The 14,708-nt window shown below is 72.0% G+C and carries 14 protein-coding genes; 5 read left to right on the forward strand and 9 right to left on the reverse strand.

Annotated elements, in window-relative coordinates:
- Nucleotides 1-37 precede the first annotated feature (37 nt).
- The 4 genes from ACFW9Z_RS27790 to ACFW9Z_RS27805 form a co-directional block, all read right to left on the reverse strand.
- Entirely contained in the window at nucleotides 38-841 is an 804-nt protein-coding gene (locus tag ACFW9Z_RS27790) for an ABC transporter substrate-binding protein (protein WP_384645309.1), read from the reverse strand.
- On the reverse strand, nucleotides 799-1,623 hold the full coding sequence (locus ACFW9Z_RS27795; RefSeq protein ID WP_384645332.1) for a metal ABC transporter permease: 825 nt from the start codon (nucleotides 1,621-1,623) through the stop codon (nucleotides 799-801). Before ACFW9Z_RS27795 ends, ACFW9Z_RS27790 begins: the two co-directional genes overlap by 43 nt.
- A 47-nt stretch (nucleotides 1,624-1,670) precedes the next feature.
- Nucleotides 1,671-2,306, reverse strand: coding sequence for a metal ABC transporter ATP-binding protein (locus tag ACFW9Z_RS27800; protein WP_384645310.1), 636 nt, complete (start codon nucleotides 2,304-2,306; stop codon nucleotides 1,671-1,673).
- Nucleotides 2,307-2,575: 269 nt separating this feature from the next.
- Entirely contained in the window at nucleotides 2,576-3,445 is an 870-nt protein-coding gene (locus ACFW9Z_RS27805; RefSeq protein ID WP_384645311.1) for a lytic polysaccharide monooxygenase, read from the reverse strand.
- Between the two features lie 136 nt (nucleotides 3,446-3,581).
- Between ACFW9Z_RS27805 and ACFW9Z_RS27810 the strand changes: the two genes are divergently transcribed.
- Nucleotides 3,582-3,791: a hypothetical protein gene (locus ACFW9Z_RS27810; RefSeq protein WP_384645312.1), complete on the forward strand. Its 210-nt coding sequence runs from the start codon at nucleotides 3,582-3,584 to the stop codon at nucleotides 3,789-3,791.
- Between the two features lie 107 nt (nucleotides 3,792-3,898).
- Here ACFW9Z_RS27810 and ACFW9Z_RS27815 read toward each other — a convergent pair whose 3' ends face one another.
- Complete coding sequence (locus ACFW9Z_RS27815) at nucleotides 3,899-4,393, reverse strand: hypothetical protein (RefSeq protein WP_384645313.1); 495 nt, start codon at nucleotides 4,391-4,393, stop codon at nucleotides 3,899-3,901.
- A gap of 190 nt (nucleotides 4,394-4,583) precedes the next feature.
- Nucleotides 4,584-6,113, reverse strand: coding sequence for a helix-turn-helix domain-containing protein (locus ACFW9Z_RS27820; protein ID WP_384645314.1), 1,530 nt, complete (start codon nucleotides 6,111-6,113; stop codon nucleotides 4,584-4,586).
- 416 nt (nucleotides 6,114-6,529) lie between these two features.
- On the opposite strand from ACFW9Z_RS27820, the gene ACFW9Z_RS27825 reads away from it, so the two are divergent.
- From ACFW9Z_RS27825 to ACFW9Z_RS27835, 3 genes are all read left to right on the forward strand, one after another.
- Nucleotides 6,530-7,618 carry a protein kinase family protein gene (locus ACFW9Z_RS27825; RefSeq protein ID WP_384645315.1) on the forward strand — a complete coding sequence of 363 codons (1,089 nt, stop codon included), beginning with the start codon at nucleotides 6,530-6,532 and terminating at the stop codon, nucleotides 7,616-7,618.
- 242 nt (nucleotides 7,619-7,860) lie between these two features.
- A complete protein-coding gene (locus ACFW9Z_RS27830; protein ID WP_384645316.1) occupies nucleotides 7,861-10,674 on the forward strand; it encodes a hypothetical protein in 2,814 nt (937 codons plus the stop codon).
- A 271-nt stretch (nucleotides 10,675-10,945) separates the two neighbouring features.
- Entirely contained in the window at nucleotides 10,946-11,515 is a 570-nt protein-coding gene (locus tag ACFW9Z_RS27835) for a hypothetical protein (protein WP_384645317.1), read from the forward strand.
- On the opposite strand, the gene ACFW9Z_RS27840 is transcribed toward ACFW9Z_RS27835, so the two are convergent.
- The 3 genes from ACFW9Z_RS27840 to ACFW9Z_RS27850 form a co-directional block, all read right to left on the reverse strand.
- The gene (locus ACFW9Z_RS27840) at nucleotides 11,448-12,053 is read right to left on the reverse strand and encodes a hypothetical protein (RefSeq protein ID WP_384645318.1); all 606 of its coding nucleotides are present in this window, start codon (nucleotides 12,051-12,053) and stop codon (nucleotides 11,448-11,450) included. The genes ACFW9Z_RS27835 and ACFW9Z_RS27840 overlap by 68 nt on opposite strands.
- Nucleotides 12,050-12,652, reverse strand: a complete 603-nt coding sequence (locus tag ACFW9Z_RS27845) for a TetR/AcrR family transcriptional regulator (RefSeq protein ID WP_384645319.1) — start codon at nucleotides 12,650-12,652, stop codon at nucleotides 12,050-12,052. Before ACFW9Z_RS27845 ends, ACFW9Z_RS27840 begins: the two co-directional genes overlap by 4 nt.
- A gap of 109 nt (nucleotides 12,653-12,761) precedes the next feature.
- The gene (locus tag ACFW9Z_RS27850) at nucleotides 12,762-13,913 is read right to left on the reverse strand and encodes an MFS transporter (protein WP_384645333.1); all 1,152 of its coding nucleotides are present in this window, start codon (nucleotides 13,911-13,913) and stop codon (nucleotides 12,762-12,764) included.
- A 301-nt stretch (nucleotides 13,914-14,214) separates the two neighbouring features.
- On the opposite strand from ACFW9Z_RS27850, the gene ACFW9Z_RS27855 reads away from it, so the two are divergent.
- Nucleotides 14,215-14,682 (forward strand): winged helix-turn-helix transcriptional regulator, encoded by a 468-nt coding sequence (locus ACFW9Z_RS27855; RefSeq protein WP_384645320.1) that lies wholly within the window; start codon nucleotides 14,215-14,217, stop codon nucleotides 14,680-14,682.
- Nucleotides 14,683-14,708: the final 26 nt, after the last annotated feature.

A 14,708-nucleotide genomic window follows, 5' to 3' on the forward strand; every position in this document is an offset into this window, starting at 1 on the left:
CTCTTGGTGGCTGCCGGGCCCCGTGGGGGTGGGGCGGTCAGGAGGCGCCCATGGCCTTCTTCAGCCCGGCCGCCGCGTCGCGGTAGACGGACAGCAAGTCCAGTTCGTCGCCCGGGTAGTTGACGATACCGACCTGCTCGGCGCCGGAGTCCGGCAGCACCGTCCCGGTCGACATATGGGCGTTGTCCAGCACCAAGTCCGGCTTCTTGGAGGAGAGTTCGGCGAGCTGCGCCGGTGTCACCGCCTCCGGCCCGTACGTACCCGCCACGGTGGCACCCGCGAGCTCCGCAGCCCAGGCGGTGAAGACCTGGGAGACGACGGAGGGGGCCTTGCCGCCGGGCCACGCGGCCCGGACGTCCTGGTTCAGCCGGTCGTACTCGGTCTTGAACCCGGCCTTCCACTTCGTCGCGGCGTCCTCCGTACCGAAGAGCGCCCCGAGTCTCTCGACCTCCGCCGTGACCTTGGCGGGGTCGTTGTCGAGGTTGACCTCGACCAGCTCCGCCCCGGAGCCTGCCGCCTCCTTGATCTTCGCCGCGTACGGTTCGAAGGGCGCGTACAGCACGAAGTCCGCCGCCGCGACGGCGGCGAGGTCGGAGGGCTTGGGGTCGTAGTCCGGGGCGTGGTGGACGGACTGCGGCACGATGACCTTGATGTCCTCGGCCCCGGCGGCCTTCGCGAACGCGCCCTCCCAGGTGGTGGTCACGACCACCACGGGCTTGCCCTTCGCGGCGCCCGGGGCGCCGGAGGACTTGGGATCGCCGCTGTCTCCGCAGCCGGTGACGAGTCCGAGTACCGCGCTCAGTGCGAGGAGGGAAGTGATACGGACGCGGGTGCGCGCCATGAGCTGATTCTCCGTTCGGGTATGAAGTGCACGGCGAGGACCACGGCCCCCGCCGTCAGGACGAGTACGGGGCCGGGCGGCCAGTCCAGCCACAGGGCCAGCAGGAAGCCGGCCGTGTTGACGACGACCCCGATACCGATCGCCCAGAAGGTGATCGACTTCAGCGAGGTGCCCAGCCGACGGGCGGCGAGCGCGGGCAGCAGCGTCAGCGCGTCGACGAGGAGGGCGCCGGTGAGCTTGATCGCCCCGGCGACGGCGACGGCGACGAGGACGAGGAGGACCGCGGTCAGTACGCGGACGGGGACCCCGGAACACTGGGCGAGCTCGCGGTCGTGGAGGAGCAGGCCGATGTCGCGCCGCCGCCACCAGAACAGACCGGGTACGGCGACGGCCAGCGCGCCGAGCACGACGAGGTCGGACGTGGAGACGGAGAGGATCGACCCCCACAGCAGGGCGAAGGCCCCGGACGCGTTGACCCCCGAGACGGCGAGCAGCAGAAGTGCGGCGGCGATGGCCAGGCTCATCAGCAGCCCCATGGCTCCGGACAGCCCGTCCGGGGTACGGGCCAGTGGGGCGACCGAGACCCCGGCGAGCGCACAGGCGACGAGCGCGCAGAGCATCGGGTCCAGACCGGTGAGCAGCCCGACCGCGATGCCGAACAGGGCCACGTGCATCATCGCGAACCGGACCGGCATGATGTCGAGCCCGACGATGACCACCCCGATGACGGGCAGGCCGACCGCCGCGAGGAGCAGGGCGAGGCCGGCCCGCTGGACGGGCATCAGCTGAAGCAGCTCACCCAGATCGGCGGTGGCGAGGTGGACGGCGGTCACCGGACCTCCCGCAGCCGGCCCGCCGCCATCTCCAGGACGCGGTCGCAGCGGTCCGCCAGCGCCCGGTCGTGGGTCACCACGACCAGGGTGACGGGCAGCGAGGTGAGGACGTCCGCGGCCTCCTCCTGGCCGTCGAAGTCCAGGGCGGCGGTGGGCTCGTCGGCCAGGAGCACCTGTGCGCCCGCCGCGACGCAGCCGATCGCCCGGGCCAGGTACATCCGCTGGAGCTGGCCGCCGGAGAACGTGTGCAGAGGACGCCCGACCAGCTCCCCGACACCGAGCCGGGAGGCGGCCTCGCCCGCCTCCCTCGGCGCCGTACTGCTGGCCAGCAACTCGGCGCCGAGCAGGGGGAACCGGCCCGCCGCCGGCTTCTGGGGAATCCAGGCGCAGGCCCGGCGCCGCCAGGCCCACTCGGCGGGGGAGCCGGTCTCCCGGCCGCCGACCGCGATCGAGCCGGTCACCTGGTGGTGCAGGCCGAGCACCGCACGCAGCAGGGTGGTCTTGCCGGAGCCGTTGGTGCCCGTCAGTGCCACGCGCTCACCGGCGGCGATCTCCAGATCGACCTCGGACACCGCCTCGACGCGCCCGTGCCGGCAGCCCACCCCCCTCATGCGTACATCCAGCCCGCCCATCCCGCCCCTTTCCCTGGCCCCGAGCCGTGCGGGGCGACGGGTGTCCGCCACCCACGCCCCAGTAGTCGGGTGACCACGGGCCACAGTTCCCGTGGTTCCGGCGGGATTTCGCAGGCGTACGTACGGGCCGGGGGCCCTCGGACCGACGGCCTCGGACCGACGGCCTTCCGACCGGGGGCTCTACGACCGACGGACCTCCGGCCGAGGCCCGCTGTCTGCGGGGCCCCGGCCGGAGGCGAGGTGGTGCGGGGAGCTGGGCAGCCGGGGGCTCAGCTCTCCCGGCGGCGGTTGCGGCCGAAGAGCAGGGCGCCCACCGCGAACAGGGCGGCGCCTCCGGCCCAGGCCATGCTGCTCGCCAGCGGGGAGCCGACGGGCTGCGAGGAGGCGGAGACCAGTGCGGGCGGCTGCTCGTCCCCGCCGTGGCCGTGGTGGCTGACGGACGACTGCTCCGTACCCGCCTCGATCTTGCTCTCGGTCGGAGCCTTGGCCTTGGCCGCGGCGGCCGTGCCGAAGGTGACGTCGGAGCAGCCGTAGAACGCCTCGGGGCTGTCGTGGCGCTGCCAGACCTTGTAGACGATGTGGCGGCCCGTACGGTCGGGGAGGGCGCCGGTGAAGTTGTAGTAACCGTTGTCGCTGGTACGGGGCGTGGCGTACGTGCCCACCGGCGTCGGGTCCAGGTCCGACCACTTCAGCGGCTGCGTCGGGTCGAAGCCCTCCTTGGTGATGTACATCGTCATCGTGCCCAAGTGGGGTGCGGTGACACGCACGTTGAAGTCGTAGGAGCCCGCGGCCACGGCCGTGGCGGGCCAGTCGGTGCGGGCCCAGTCCAGGGCACGGTACTTCTCGCGATTGGCGGAACAGAGCTTCCCGTCAGGAATGATCTCCTGGTGCCTGCCGTCGGCGTTGGCGATGTTCACCTCGTTCCAGTCGTAGAGCGGCTGGGTCCCCGAATCGGCGACCAGGTCCTTGCAGACCTGGGACTTCGGGGCCTCCGGACCCTCGGCGAAGCAGGCACTCACCCGGCTGACCGGGCCGAAGACGGAGCCGTGCGCGCTCGCGGGCGAAGGCGTCAGGGACAGGAAGGTCGCGGCGGACGCGACAACGGAGGCTGCGGCGAGGCGGCGCCGGGCAGAGGGCATAGGTGCTCACTCCCATATAGGTGAAGCAGTACGGCAGTTCTTGAGGCTTTCCGGTAACAGCACACCAAATGGGGCGAGTTGGGGCGATGTCCCGTGTCAGCAGGATGGCATTGGTCCATACCAATCCACAAGAGATGTGCATGGCTTGATCCGCCGCTTCTTCGACTTCCGCCCCGACCCCGCGCGGGCTCCCGCTCTGCCGAAGCGCCCCCTGACCGGCCCGCGCCTCACCACCTTCATCAAGGTCCCGGGCGGTCACTCACTCCGTACGACGGGACGCCTCCGCCTGGGCGCGCCGGAACCGGCGGCCGTTTCCCGCGCCATCTGGACGAGCGTCAACGCGTAGTGGAGCCACGGCCTGTACGGCGAGGCTGAGAGCGACGACGGAAACCTGACCCCGTTGCCAGCCGCCCCCGATGCCCCGGCGCAAGGCCCGGCGCAAGGCCCGTCGGCTCAGACGCGTGCCTCGGCGTCGTGGAGCAGGCCCGGGGCGAGCCTCCGGTGGACGGCGGACGTCGGGGTCCACACCGTACGGCCCAGTCGGCGCCGGTAGTGCATGAGGGTCGTGAGCGACACCTCGGCGTCACCGCGCTCCACGACCAGTTCGCAGGCGATGAACCATGACTGGGCCCACAAGCGGATCACCCGCTCGTCCCGGGCCACCACCCGCCACCCGGCCAGCGTTCCCGGGGCCCGCCCGGAGGCCAGCCGCAGCCCCAGCACGCCCTGCCAGACGATCCTCTCCCCGAGGTCGGGCACGTCCCCGAACAGGGCCCTGGCCCACGTCTCGGCGGTGGTGCCCTCAGCGGCACCGGTCGCCAGGGTGAACCGGTCCGCGTACTGCACGGACGGCAACTCGGTGGTGGAGCAAAGGACTTCGGGCAACCGGTGCCGGTAGACCGTACTGGTGACGCGCTCATCGGTCTGTCGCGGCTGGGTGGGCGGCATGGGTTCCCGTCCTTCTTCTCTGGCCGTCGTCCCGCGAGGCGGGCTCGGAGTCCCGCGCAGCGGAGGGGGCCCGAGTGTAGTTCTTGCCCGGGGCACCCCATGAGGAGGCGCCCCGGCCGCCGGGCACCCAGGATGGGACGAGACGAGGCGCAAGCCGCCGGCCCGACGAGGCACCGGCGGCACGCGTATATCAGATGTCCCGGAAGATCTCGATCTGCGCGCCCACTGAGTTGAGCCGCTCCGCCAGCTCCTCGTAACCCCGGTTGATCACATAGACGTTGCGCAGTACGGAGGTGCCTTCGGCCGCCATCATCGCCAGCAGCACCACCACGGCGGGCCGCAGGGCGGGCGGGCACATCATTTCGGCGGCGCGCCAGCGGGTGGGGCCCTCGACCAGGACGCGGTGGGGGTCGAGGAGCTGGAGGCGGCCGCCCAGGCGGTTGAGGTCGGTGAGGTAGATCGCGCGGTTGTCGTAGACCCAGTCGTGGATCAGGGTCTGGCCGTGCGCGGCGGCCGCGATGGCCGCGAAGAACGGCACGTTGTCGATGTTGAGGCCGGGGAACGGCATCGGGTGGATCTTGTCGATCGGCGCCTCCAGCTTGGAGGGCCGCACGGTCAGGTCGACCAGCCGGGTGCGGGCGTTGTCGGCCGCGTACTCCGGGGTGCGGTCGCAGTCGACGCCCATCTCCTCCAGGACCGCGAGCTCGATCTCCAGGAACTCGATCGGCACCCGGCGGATGGTGAGTTCGGACTCGGTCACCACCGCGGCGGCCAGCAGGCTCATCGCTTCGACCGGGTCCTCGGAGGGGGAGTAGTCCACGTCCACGTCGATCTGCGGGACCCCGTGTACGGTGAGCGTCGTCGTGCCGACGCCGTCGACCCGTACGCCCAGCGCCTCCAGGAAGAAGCACAGGTCCTGGACCATGTAGTTGGAGGAGGCGTTGCGGATGACCGTCGTGCCGTCGTGGCGGGCGGCGGCCAGCAGGGCGTTCTCGGTCACGGTGTCGCCGCGCTCGGTCAGCACGATGGGTCGGCCGGGGGCGACCGAGCGATCCACCTGGGCGTGGTACAGCCCCTCCGTGGCGGCGATCTCCAGGCCGAACCGGCGCAGCGCGATCATGTGCGGCTCGATCGTGCGGGTGCCCAGGTCGCAGCCGCCCGCGTACGGGAGGGTGAACTGCTCCATCCGGTGCAGCAGCGGGCCCAGGAACATGATGATGGAGCGCGTGCGGCGCGCGGCGTCGGCGTCGATCGCCGCCATGTCCAGCTGCGCGGGCGGCACGATCTCCAGGTCCACGCCGTCGTTGATCCAGCGGGTGCGCACCCCGATGGAGTTCAGCACCTCCAGGAGCCGGAAGACCTCCTCGATCCGGGCGACCCGGCGCAGGACGGTCCGGCCCTTGTTGAGCAGCGAGGCGCACAGCAGCGCGACGCAGGCGTTCTTGCTGGTCTTGACGTCGATGGCGCCGGAGAGCCGGCGGCCGCCGACGACCCGCAGATGCATGGGCCCGGAGTAACCGAGCGCCACGATCTCACTGTCGAGGGCTTCACCGATACGGGCGATCATCTCAAGGCTGATGTTCTGGTTGCCGCGCTCGATGCGGTTGACGGCGCTCTGGCTCGTGCCGAGCGCCTCGGCCAGCTGCGTCTGTGTCCAGCCCCGGTGCTGCCGGGCGTCACGGATGAGCTTGCCGATGCGTGCGAGGTAGTCGTCTGACATGGCCGCAGGTTATCTCAGATATGAGATGAGGTTGATGTGGGGGTGTGCCGTTCGAGTGACGGGAGTGCAACGGTTGCCGGGAGGTTGGGGATGGTTCCGGTCTCGGCACGCCGGGTTCCGTGCCGGTGCCGCACCGCTGACGGGGGCGGCTGGGCGCGCGACCCCGCCATCGTCCCTCAGGTGGGGTCCCGGGGCGCGGGGCGCGCGGCCGTACGGGGGTGGGTGGTGGTGGGGGGCGTGCCGTCGTGCCAGAAGGCGACCAGGCCCCCGGCCGCCCTCGCTGCCCCAGCCGCTGCCGTCTTCGGAGGTGACCTCGCCGGTGTCGTACACATGGAGTCTGCGGCCGTCGCTCAGCCGCAGATCGGTCTCCCCGACCTACCTGCCCCGACGCTCATCCCGACTCAGAGGTCCCTGTCATGCCGAAGTCCCCTGGTGCAGAACGCAGTTCACGTTCCGCCGCCCACCGCGCTGTCTCCGCCACTCTGGCCCGGTACGACGATCGAGCCCTGGGCGAACTCGTCGGCACGGCCGAGCCGCTCGGGTCCGGTATCGGCGGAAAGTCGGCCCTGCTGGAGATCGCCGGGACCCCGGTCTTCGTGAAGCGGGTGCCCCTCACCGACCTGGAGCGGCGGCCCGGGAACGTCCGGTCCACGGCGAACGTGTTCGCGCTGCCGCTCTTCTGCCATTACGGCATCGGCAGCCCCGGCTTCGGGGCGTGGCGAGAACTCGCCGTACACACCCTGACGACGGACTGGGCGCTCGCGGGGGAGTACGGCGGTTTCCCGCTTCTCCACCACTGGCGCGTACTGCCGGACTCGACGCCCCTGCCCGAGGAACTGGCCGACGTCGAACGGGCTGTCGCCTACTGGGGCGGCGGAGCGGGGATACGTATCCGGATCGAGGGGCTCCGGCATTCCTCGGCGAGCATCGCGCTGTTCCTGGAGTACCTCCCGCAGAACCTGCACCAGTGGCTGGGGCGGCAGATGGTGGCCGGAGGGGAGCGGGCCGACCGGGCGTGCGCGATGGTGGAGCGGGAGCTGGCAGCGGGGACCGCGTTCATGAACAGCCGCGGGCTCCTCCATTTCGACGCCCACTTCGAGAACGTCCTGACCGACGGGCGGCGCCTGTTCTTCACGGACTACGGCCTGGCGCTCTCCTCCCGGTTCGCCCTGTCCCCGGACGAGGCCGACTTCTTCCGTCGGCACCTGACGTACGACCGCGACTACACCGTCAGCTACCTGGTGAACTGGCTGGTCACGGCCCTGCACGGATATGAGGGGTACGGGAGGGACGACCGCGAGGCGCAGGTGCGGGCGTACGCCCGGGGGGAGCGGCCCACGGGGGTCCCGGACGCCGCCGCGTCGATCCTCACCCGCCACGCGCCGCTCACCGTGGTGATGGCGGACTTCTTCCGCGAGCTCCAGCAGGGGAGCCGGGAGACTCCGTACCCGCTGGAGGCGATCCGGCGCATGAGCCGTCGTTCCGCGAGGGGCGGGCCGTGGTGAGCCGCTCATCCTGCCGTGCGCCGCAGAGCGCTGCCGTCCGCTGCCGTCCGCCACCGTGCGCTGCCATGCGCCCTGCCACGCCCTGACCTGCCATCGCCACGGCGCCCCGCACGGCCCGCCGATCACTCCACTCGCAGAGGCAACCCACAGCCCCGCCTCCCCGTCTCGATGTCCGAGAACGCGTTCGATCCGGAACAGACCACCGGAACGGGTGCGCGAGTGAACAGGGTTGAGGAGGAGCTTTGATACGTGGCCGGAAAGCCTGGGCCACCGCGATAGCGGTGCTGACGGTGGCGGGGGTGGCGCCGACGGGGGCGTACGCCGCCCCGGTGCCGCCGGACGCGCGCACCGCTGCCGCGACGCAGGACATACGCACCGCCACCGCATCGCCCGAGGCCGGAGACGCGCTGCCGCCCGGCTGGCGCATCGCCGCCGACAACGGGCAGAACCACCTGGAGTGGCGGGCCCCCGAGCCGGTCCCCATGGGCGACGCCCGCGTGGAGTTCCGCGCCGACGGCGAACTCGTGGGCATCCCCGAACCGCAGGACGACGGCCGGACCTTCCGGCTCCCCATGGACGCGGTCCGCACCGCCGACCTGGACGAGCTCCAGGTCCAGGCGGCCGGGCGCCGGCTCGACGAGGCCCCGGGCAAGGGCGCGAGCCGCAAGGCCAAGAAGCCGGCCCCCAAGCTCCCGCCCAAGCTGCCCGCGGGGACCGTCGACCCCGGCAAGCCCGGCAAGTACGCCACCACCACCGGCGAGTACAGCCTCCCCTCGGTCAAGCTCCCCGGCTTCCCCGCACCCGTCGAGATGCGCGGTGTCGTGGTCGCCCCGAAGAAGGCCCCCGGCAAGCGTCCGGTCGCCCTCTTCCTGCACGGCCGCCACGCCACCTGCTACGTCCCCGGCAAGAAGGAGGAGGTCTCCGGCGACTGGCCCTGCGCCAAGGGCTACAAGGTGATCCCCAGCCACCGGGGCTATCTGCGCGACCAGAAGCTGCTGGCCTCCCAGGGGTACGTGACCGTCTCGATCTCCGCCAACGGCATCAACGGCCAGGACTGGGACGCCGAGGACGGCGGTGCGCAGGCCCGCTCCTCGCTGATCCGCACCCACCTCGGCCGCTGGGCCGACTGGGCCGCCAAGCCCGCCTCCGCGCCCGCCGCCGTCAAGGGGCCGAAGACCGACCTCTCCCGGGTGCTCCTCGTCGGGCACTCGCGCGGTGGCGAGGGCGTCAACCGCGCGGTCATGGACAGCCTGTACAAGCCGCCGGCCGCCCAGGACGGCTACCGGTCCAAGGCCCGCTGGAAGATCCGCGGCACCGTCCACATCGGCCCCACCATCTTCGGCCAGAACCCGGTGCCCGACGTCCCCTCGCTCACCATCCTGCCGGGCTGCGACGGTGACGTCTCCGACCTCCAGGGCCAGGTGTACACGGACGGCACCCGGGGCGTCAGCCGGGGCAAGGCCCTGCACAGCTCGGTCTACATGGTCGGCGCCAACCACAACTACTTCAACAGCGAGTGGACCCCGGGCCAGGCCAAGGCCCCGGCCGACGACGACTTCTGGCACGACCCCGAGGCACGCGACCCGCTCTGCTCGCCCGGCGCCGCCGGACGGCTCTCCGCCAACCAGCAGCACAAGGCGGGCGCGACCTACATCGCCGCCGCCGCACGGCTGTTCGTCGGCGGCGACGACCGCGTACGACAGCTGCTCGACGGCACCGGCCGCCGCGCCCCCTCCGCCGACCCCGCCCGGGTCCTGACCCACGCGGTCGGCGGCAACCGGAACGCGGGCTTCCTTCCCGACGACCCGCAGGGCCCGCTGAAGGTCAGCGGCGCCAAGCTCTGCGACGCCGTCGCCCCCGGCCGCTCCGCCTGCCTCGGCCGCAACGTCAACGGCTCCTCGCCGCACTTCGCGCAGTGGCGCCCGGAGCACGAGGCCGGCCGCCGCGCGATCGCGCTGGACTGGAAGAAGCCGGGCACCATCGCCCGGGTCACCCCGAAGAAGCCGGTCTCCGTCAAGGGCGCCAAGAGCATCGCCCTGCGCATCGCCGTACCGCCGAACACCAGCGGCACCCGGTTCGACGTGAGCGTCAAGGACGCCAAGGGCAAGCGGGCCAAGCTGGGCAGCGTACGCGTCGACGGACTGCCCGGCACCGACCGCACCAGCTCGTACTGGGCACAGGAGGTCCGCGTCCCGCTGACCGCCGCGACCCGCGCCAAGCTGAACCTGGGGAAGATCGCCTCCCTGGAGCTGACCCCGAAGTCCCGTTCCGGCAAGGCATGGCTGATGGACGCCTGGTCCTGGAAGCCGGGCACCCCGGTGGCGAAGGCCGCACCGCTGGCGCGCGTCGACATCGGCCGCCTCACCGTCAAGGAGGGCGACTCCGGCGTCCGTACGTACCAGGTGCCCGTCCGCACCACCGGCAAGAACGCCGGAGCGGTCCGTCTGTACGTCGTCGACCCGGACACCGGCAAGTCGACCGGCCGCCTGGTCAAGGTCGGCCCCGGCACCGCCGGGATCAAGGTCAAGGTGAAGGTCGAGGGCAACAAGCGCTACGGCTGGGACAAGCCCCACGACATCCTGGTCAAGGCGGTCCGGTCCACGGTCATCGGCGCGGACGCCGGCGGTGTCACCGCCGAGAACGACGACCCGATGCCGACCGTGACCGTCAAGCCGGTGGCCGCCGACGTCACCGAGGGCGCGCCGCTGACGTGGCGCATCTCCCTCTCGGAGCGTGCGGACATCGAGATCTGGGCCCTGGCCCAGCTGATCCCCGTCACCGGCGGCCGCCCGGAGCTGTCCACGGCCGACGTGGACCAGGAGTGGCTGTCCATGCTCGTGGACGAGATCCCGAAGCCGGCGATCCCGCTCTCGAAGGTCGAGTACGGCACGCTGTGGAACACGATCCCGGCCGGGAAGGTGTCCACGACCCTGACCATCCCGACCATCCGTGACCGGGTCAAGGAGCCGACGGAGTACGTCAGCTTCCAGGTCACGGACGACGAGGGCGAGCCGCTGGGCCCGCCGCTGGAGGGCACGGTCCGCGACGCGTCGTAGTCCACGTCCGCGCGAGCGGAGCGGAGGACGGCGACCGAGGAACGACGAAGAAGAACGACGAAGAAGGACGACGAAGAAGAACGATGAACGAGGTTCGGCCTCCCCGCGATCCCGCGGGGAGGCCGAACCTCCGTTTGTGACCCGCGCCCCGGGCCGAGGACGCCCTCCGCCGCCCGGGTGACCCCGGCCCCGTACATCTCGTTCCATGGGGCCAGGAAGAGCGTCCGGCAGGCCGACGGAATGCTTCGGCGGGAGCCCCAGGATGGGCCGCATGACCTTACGAGCGGCCCCCGACAACTCCGTAACCGCGGCTTCTGAGACCTCCGTGGCGCCGCCGCCCCGCTGGGCGGTGCTGGCCGCGCACCTCACCGCGCTCGTGGTCCTGCCGAGCGGGCTGTGGCGCATCGCCCTGGTGCTCGGGTACCCCGCCGGTTACACGGAGGCGGGTTTCGCGCCCTTCGAGACGGCCGAGTCCAAGGTCTGGATGCTGACGCTCAGTGTGATCTGCGAGTCGGTCGCCCTCCTGACCATCGGCCTGGTGCGGCCATGGGGCGAGGTCGTACCGCGCTGGATGCCGCTGATCGGCGGGCGGAGGGTCCGCCCCCTGGCCGCCGTCGTCCCCGCCGCCGTCGGCGCGGCGGGCCTGACCCTGATCTGGGCCAACGTCCCCTGGTGGTGGACGTATCCGCACGAGGAGATGACGGCCACCGGCAACCTCGTCGTCGGCATCCTCTACCAGCCGCTGTTCCTCTGGGGCCCGCTGACGGCGGCCGTCACGATCTCGTACTACCGCCGCCACCGCCCGCTTCGTCGGGGAGCAGATGGGCCAGCAGCAGCTTGATCACCAGTACGGGGGCGAGCCAGGCCAACGCGCCGGGCACGGCCACCCAGGCCGAGGCCGCGGTGATGGCCAGTGCGGAGACGGCGAAGGCGACCGGGCGCCGCAGCTCGGCGGGGACGGTCAGGATCACCGCCGCCCCGCCCAACGTGAGGACGTAGAGGATGCCGGCGGGGAGCCAGCCGAACCCGGGGACGGACAGGGCGAGGACGAACGGCTGGACATGGGCGGCCACGAACGCGAAGTGGTGGCGAGAGGTACGCCCCGGCCGGTGGAACCGGCGCTTGGCGGACCGGGTCGCGTTGACCACCGTGCCACCGAACAGGTCGAAGGCCACCACACCGATCACGATCAGCGAGAGCCCCGAGTACGGGCCGTGCGGGGCGCGCAGGGCGAGGGCCACCGCGAACCCGGCACCGGCCAGCGCGCCCGCGTAGCAGACGATCCGCTCGCCCCGCTCGGCCTCCGGCGCCAGCAACCGGGCGTCGAGCCACCGGACCGCCGCGGCCCCCGAGGCCCCGGTGGCCCCCGAGGTCCTCACCCCTCCTCCCGGCGGCGCAGCCCTTCGACGCACAGCTCGACGATCGGTGCCGCGAGCTCCGCGACCGGCAGCGCGGGATCGACGATCCACTGCAGGACGCAGCCCTCGATCGCCCCGACGACGACGGCCGCATGCCCTTCTCCCACCCCGGCACGGAGGATCCCCTCGGCCTCGGCATCGGCGAGCAGTTCGGCGACCACCGCGCGGTACTCGCGGTACACGGCCGGGATGTCCATCCCCGAGGCGTCCCCCTGCCGTCCCGCGGCCCACAGGTCGATGAGGATACGGGCGAGCTCCGGCTCGGCCGCGACCATGTCCACCACCGACCGCACCAGCGAGGCGAGCCGCTCCAGCCCGTCCCCCGCACCGGTACGGGCCTGCTGGACCACCGCCTGCGACTGTGCCGCGTACGTCTCGAAGGCGGCCGCCAGCAAGGCGTCCCGACTGTCGAAGTAGAGGTAGACGCTGCCCTTGGCGACGCCCGCCTCCCCGGCGATGTCGTCCACCCGGGTCGCGGCGAACCCCTGCCGGGCGAACACCCGCACGGCGGCCCGCAGGATCATTTCCCGGCGGGCCGCCGAGTCGACTCTCTTGCCCATGCCCAGCCCCCTCACTCGATGACTGACTGGTCAGTCATCGTACGCACGGTGGGGAGCGGCGGCAACTGCCGCCCGCGCAAGGGGAATCGAGGCGCGGCCCCACACGCGCCTACCGGCTCTCCGGGGCGCTGTGCCGGGTGAGGGCCCACACCGCGAGCCCGAGGCAGCTGAACGCGGCGCCCAGGGCGCACACCGCGCCCCAGCCGGCCAACGTGTAGAGGGAGGTTGCGGCGATCGCCCCCGTGGCGCTGCCGATCGAGTAGAAGACCATGTACCCGCCGATCAGCCGGCTGCCCGCCTCCGGGTGCAGCGCGTGGATCAGGGTCTGGTTGGTGACATGGACCGCCTGTACGGCGAGGTCGAGGAGGACCACCCCGGCGACCAGGGCCCAGAGCGAGGAGCGGGTGAAGGCGAGGGGCGCCCAGGAGGCGGCGAGCAGCGCCAGGGCGATGCCGGTGGTCCGCCGGGAGAGGCCACGGTCGTTCAGCCGCCCTGCCCCGCTCGCGGCCAGGGCGCCGACCACGCCGATGAGCCCCAGCGCCCCGATCGCACTGTGGGACAGGAAGTACGGGGCCTCGCTGAGCGGCAGCGCGACGCTGCTCCACAGGGTGCTGAAGGCGGCGAACACCAGCAGGCCGAACAGGGCCCGGAGCCGCAGCAGCGGTTCCCGTACGAACAGGGTGACCGTGGAACGCAGGAGCTGCCCGTAGCGCAGAGGTGCCGGCGGAGCGCCACCGTGGCGGGGCAGCACCCGGTACAGGACCAGCGCGAGCAGAGCGGTGAGCGCCGACGAGGCGAGGTAGACGGAGCGCCAGCCCGCGAGATCGGCCAGGAGGCCGGACGCGGTGCGGGCGAGCAGGATGCCGATGACCACGCCGCTGGTGACCGTACCGACGACCCGTCCGCGTACGGCGGGAGGTGCCAGCGCCGCCGCGAAGGCCACCAGCGTCTGCGTGACGACCGCGAGGAGGCCTACCGCGGCCATCCCCGCGAGGAGGACCGCCGCCGTGGGGGCCGCGGCGACCACAGTCAGTGCGACCACGAGGAGCAGCGACTGGGCCACGATGATCCGGCGGCGGTCGGCCGTGTCGCCCAGCGGCACGAGGAAGAAGAGCCCCAGCCCGTACCCGGCATGCGTGAGGGTGACCACGCTGCCGACGAGCGCCGGACTCATGGCGAGGTCGTGACCCATGGTCACCAGGAGCGGCTGCGAGAAGTAGACGTTGGCCACCGCGACAGCGCAGGCGACGGCGAACAGCATGACGACGCCACGCGACAGGACGTACGAGGAACCCTCCCCGCCCCGGCCCTCCCCGCCCCGGCCCTGGCCGCCCCAGCCTTGGGCATCCCGGCCTTGGTTGCCCTGGCCCTCCCCGTCCGGGCTCTCGGGGGCCGTGGCTTCGGCCCGTCGTGTCTCGGCCTTGCCACCGTTGCCCGGCATCGGCACCCCTCCGGAGATCGGATCACATCAGCCTGGTTGCATCTTGCTACCAATGACGACGGCGACGGTATCCGCTCTTGGTAGCATCTTGCAACCAGTTGATGAGGGAGAGGTGGGCGCGATGGTGACCAGGACGCGCTTCGACGACAGCGAATGCCCCGTCGCCCGGTCGGTCGACGCGATCGGCGACTGGTGGTCCCTGCTGATCGTGCGGGACGCCTTCGACGGGAGCCGGCGCTTCGGGGAGTTCCAGCGAAGTCTGGGCGTGGCGAAGAACATCCTCACGGCCCGTCTGCGGACCCTGGTGGCAGGCGGCGTCCTCGATTCCGTCCCCGCCTCGGACGGCAGCGCCTACCGCGAGTACGTACTGACTCCGAAGGGCGAGGCGCTCTTCCCCGTCATCGTGGCGCTGAGGCAGTGGGGCGAGCAGAACTTCTTCGCCCCCGGTGAACCGCACTCGCGCCTGGTCGACCGCCGGGAGGGACGGCCCCTCCGGTCGCTGGAGGTGCTGTCGGCGGACGGGCGGCGGCTGGACCCCGACGACACGACCGTCCACAAGGTCCAGGACGTCCAGGACGTAGGTGGCTAGGCGATCCACAACCTTGAATCGGCCCC

Source organism: Streptomyces sp. NPDC059452 (assembly GCF_042750035.1).
Taxonomy (GTDB): domain Bacteria; phylum Actinomycetota; class Actinomycetes; order Streptomycetales; family Streptomycetaceae; genus Streptomyces.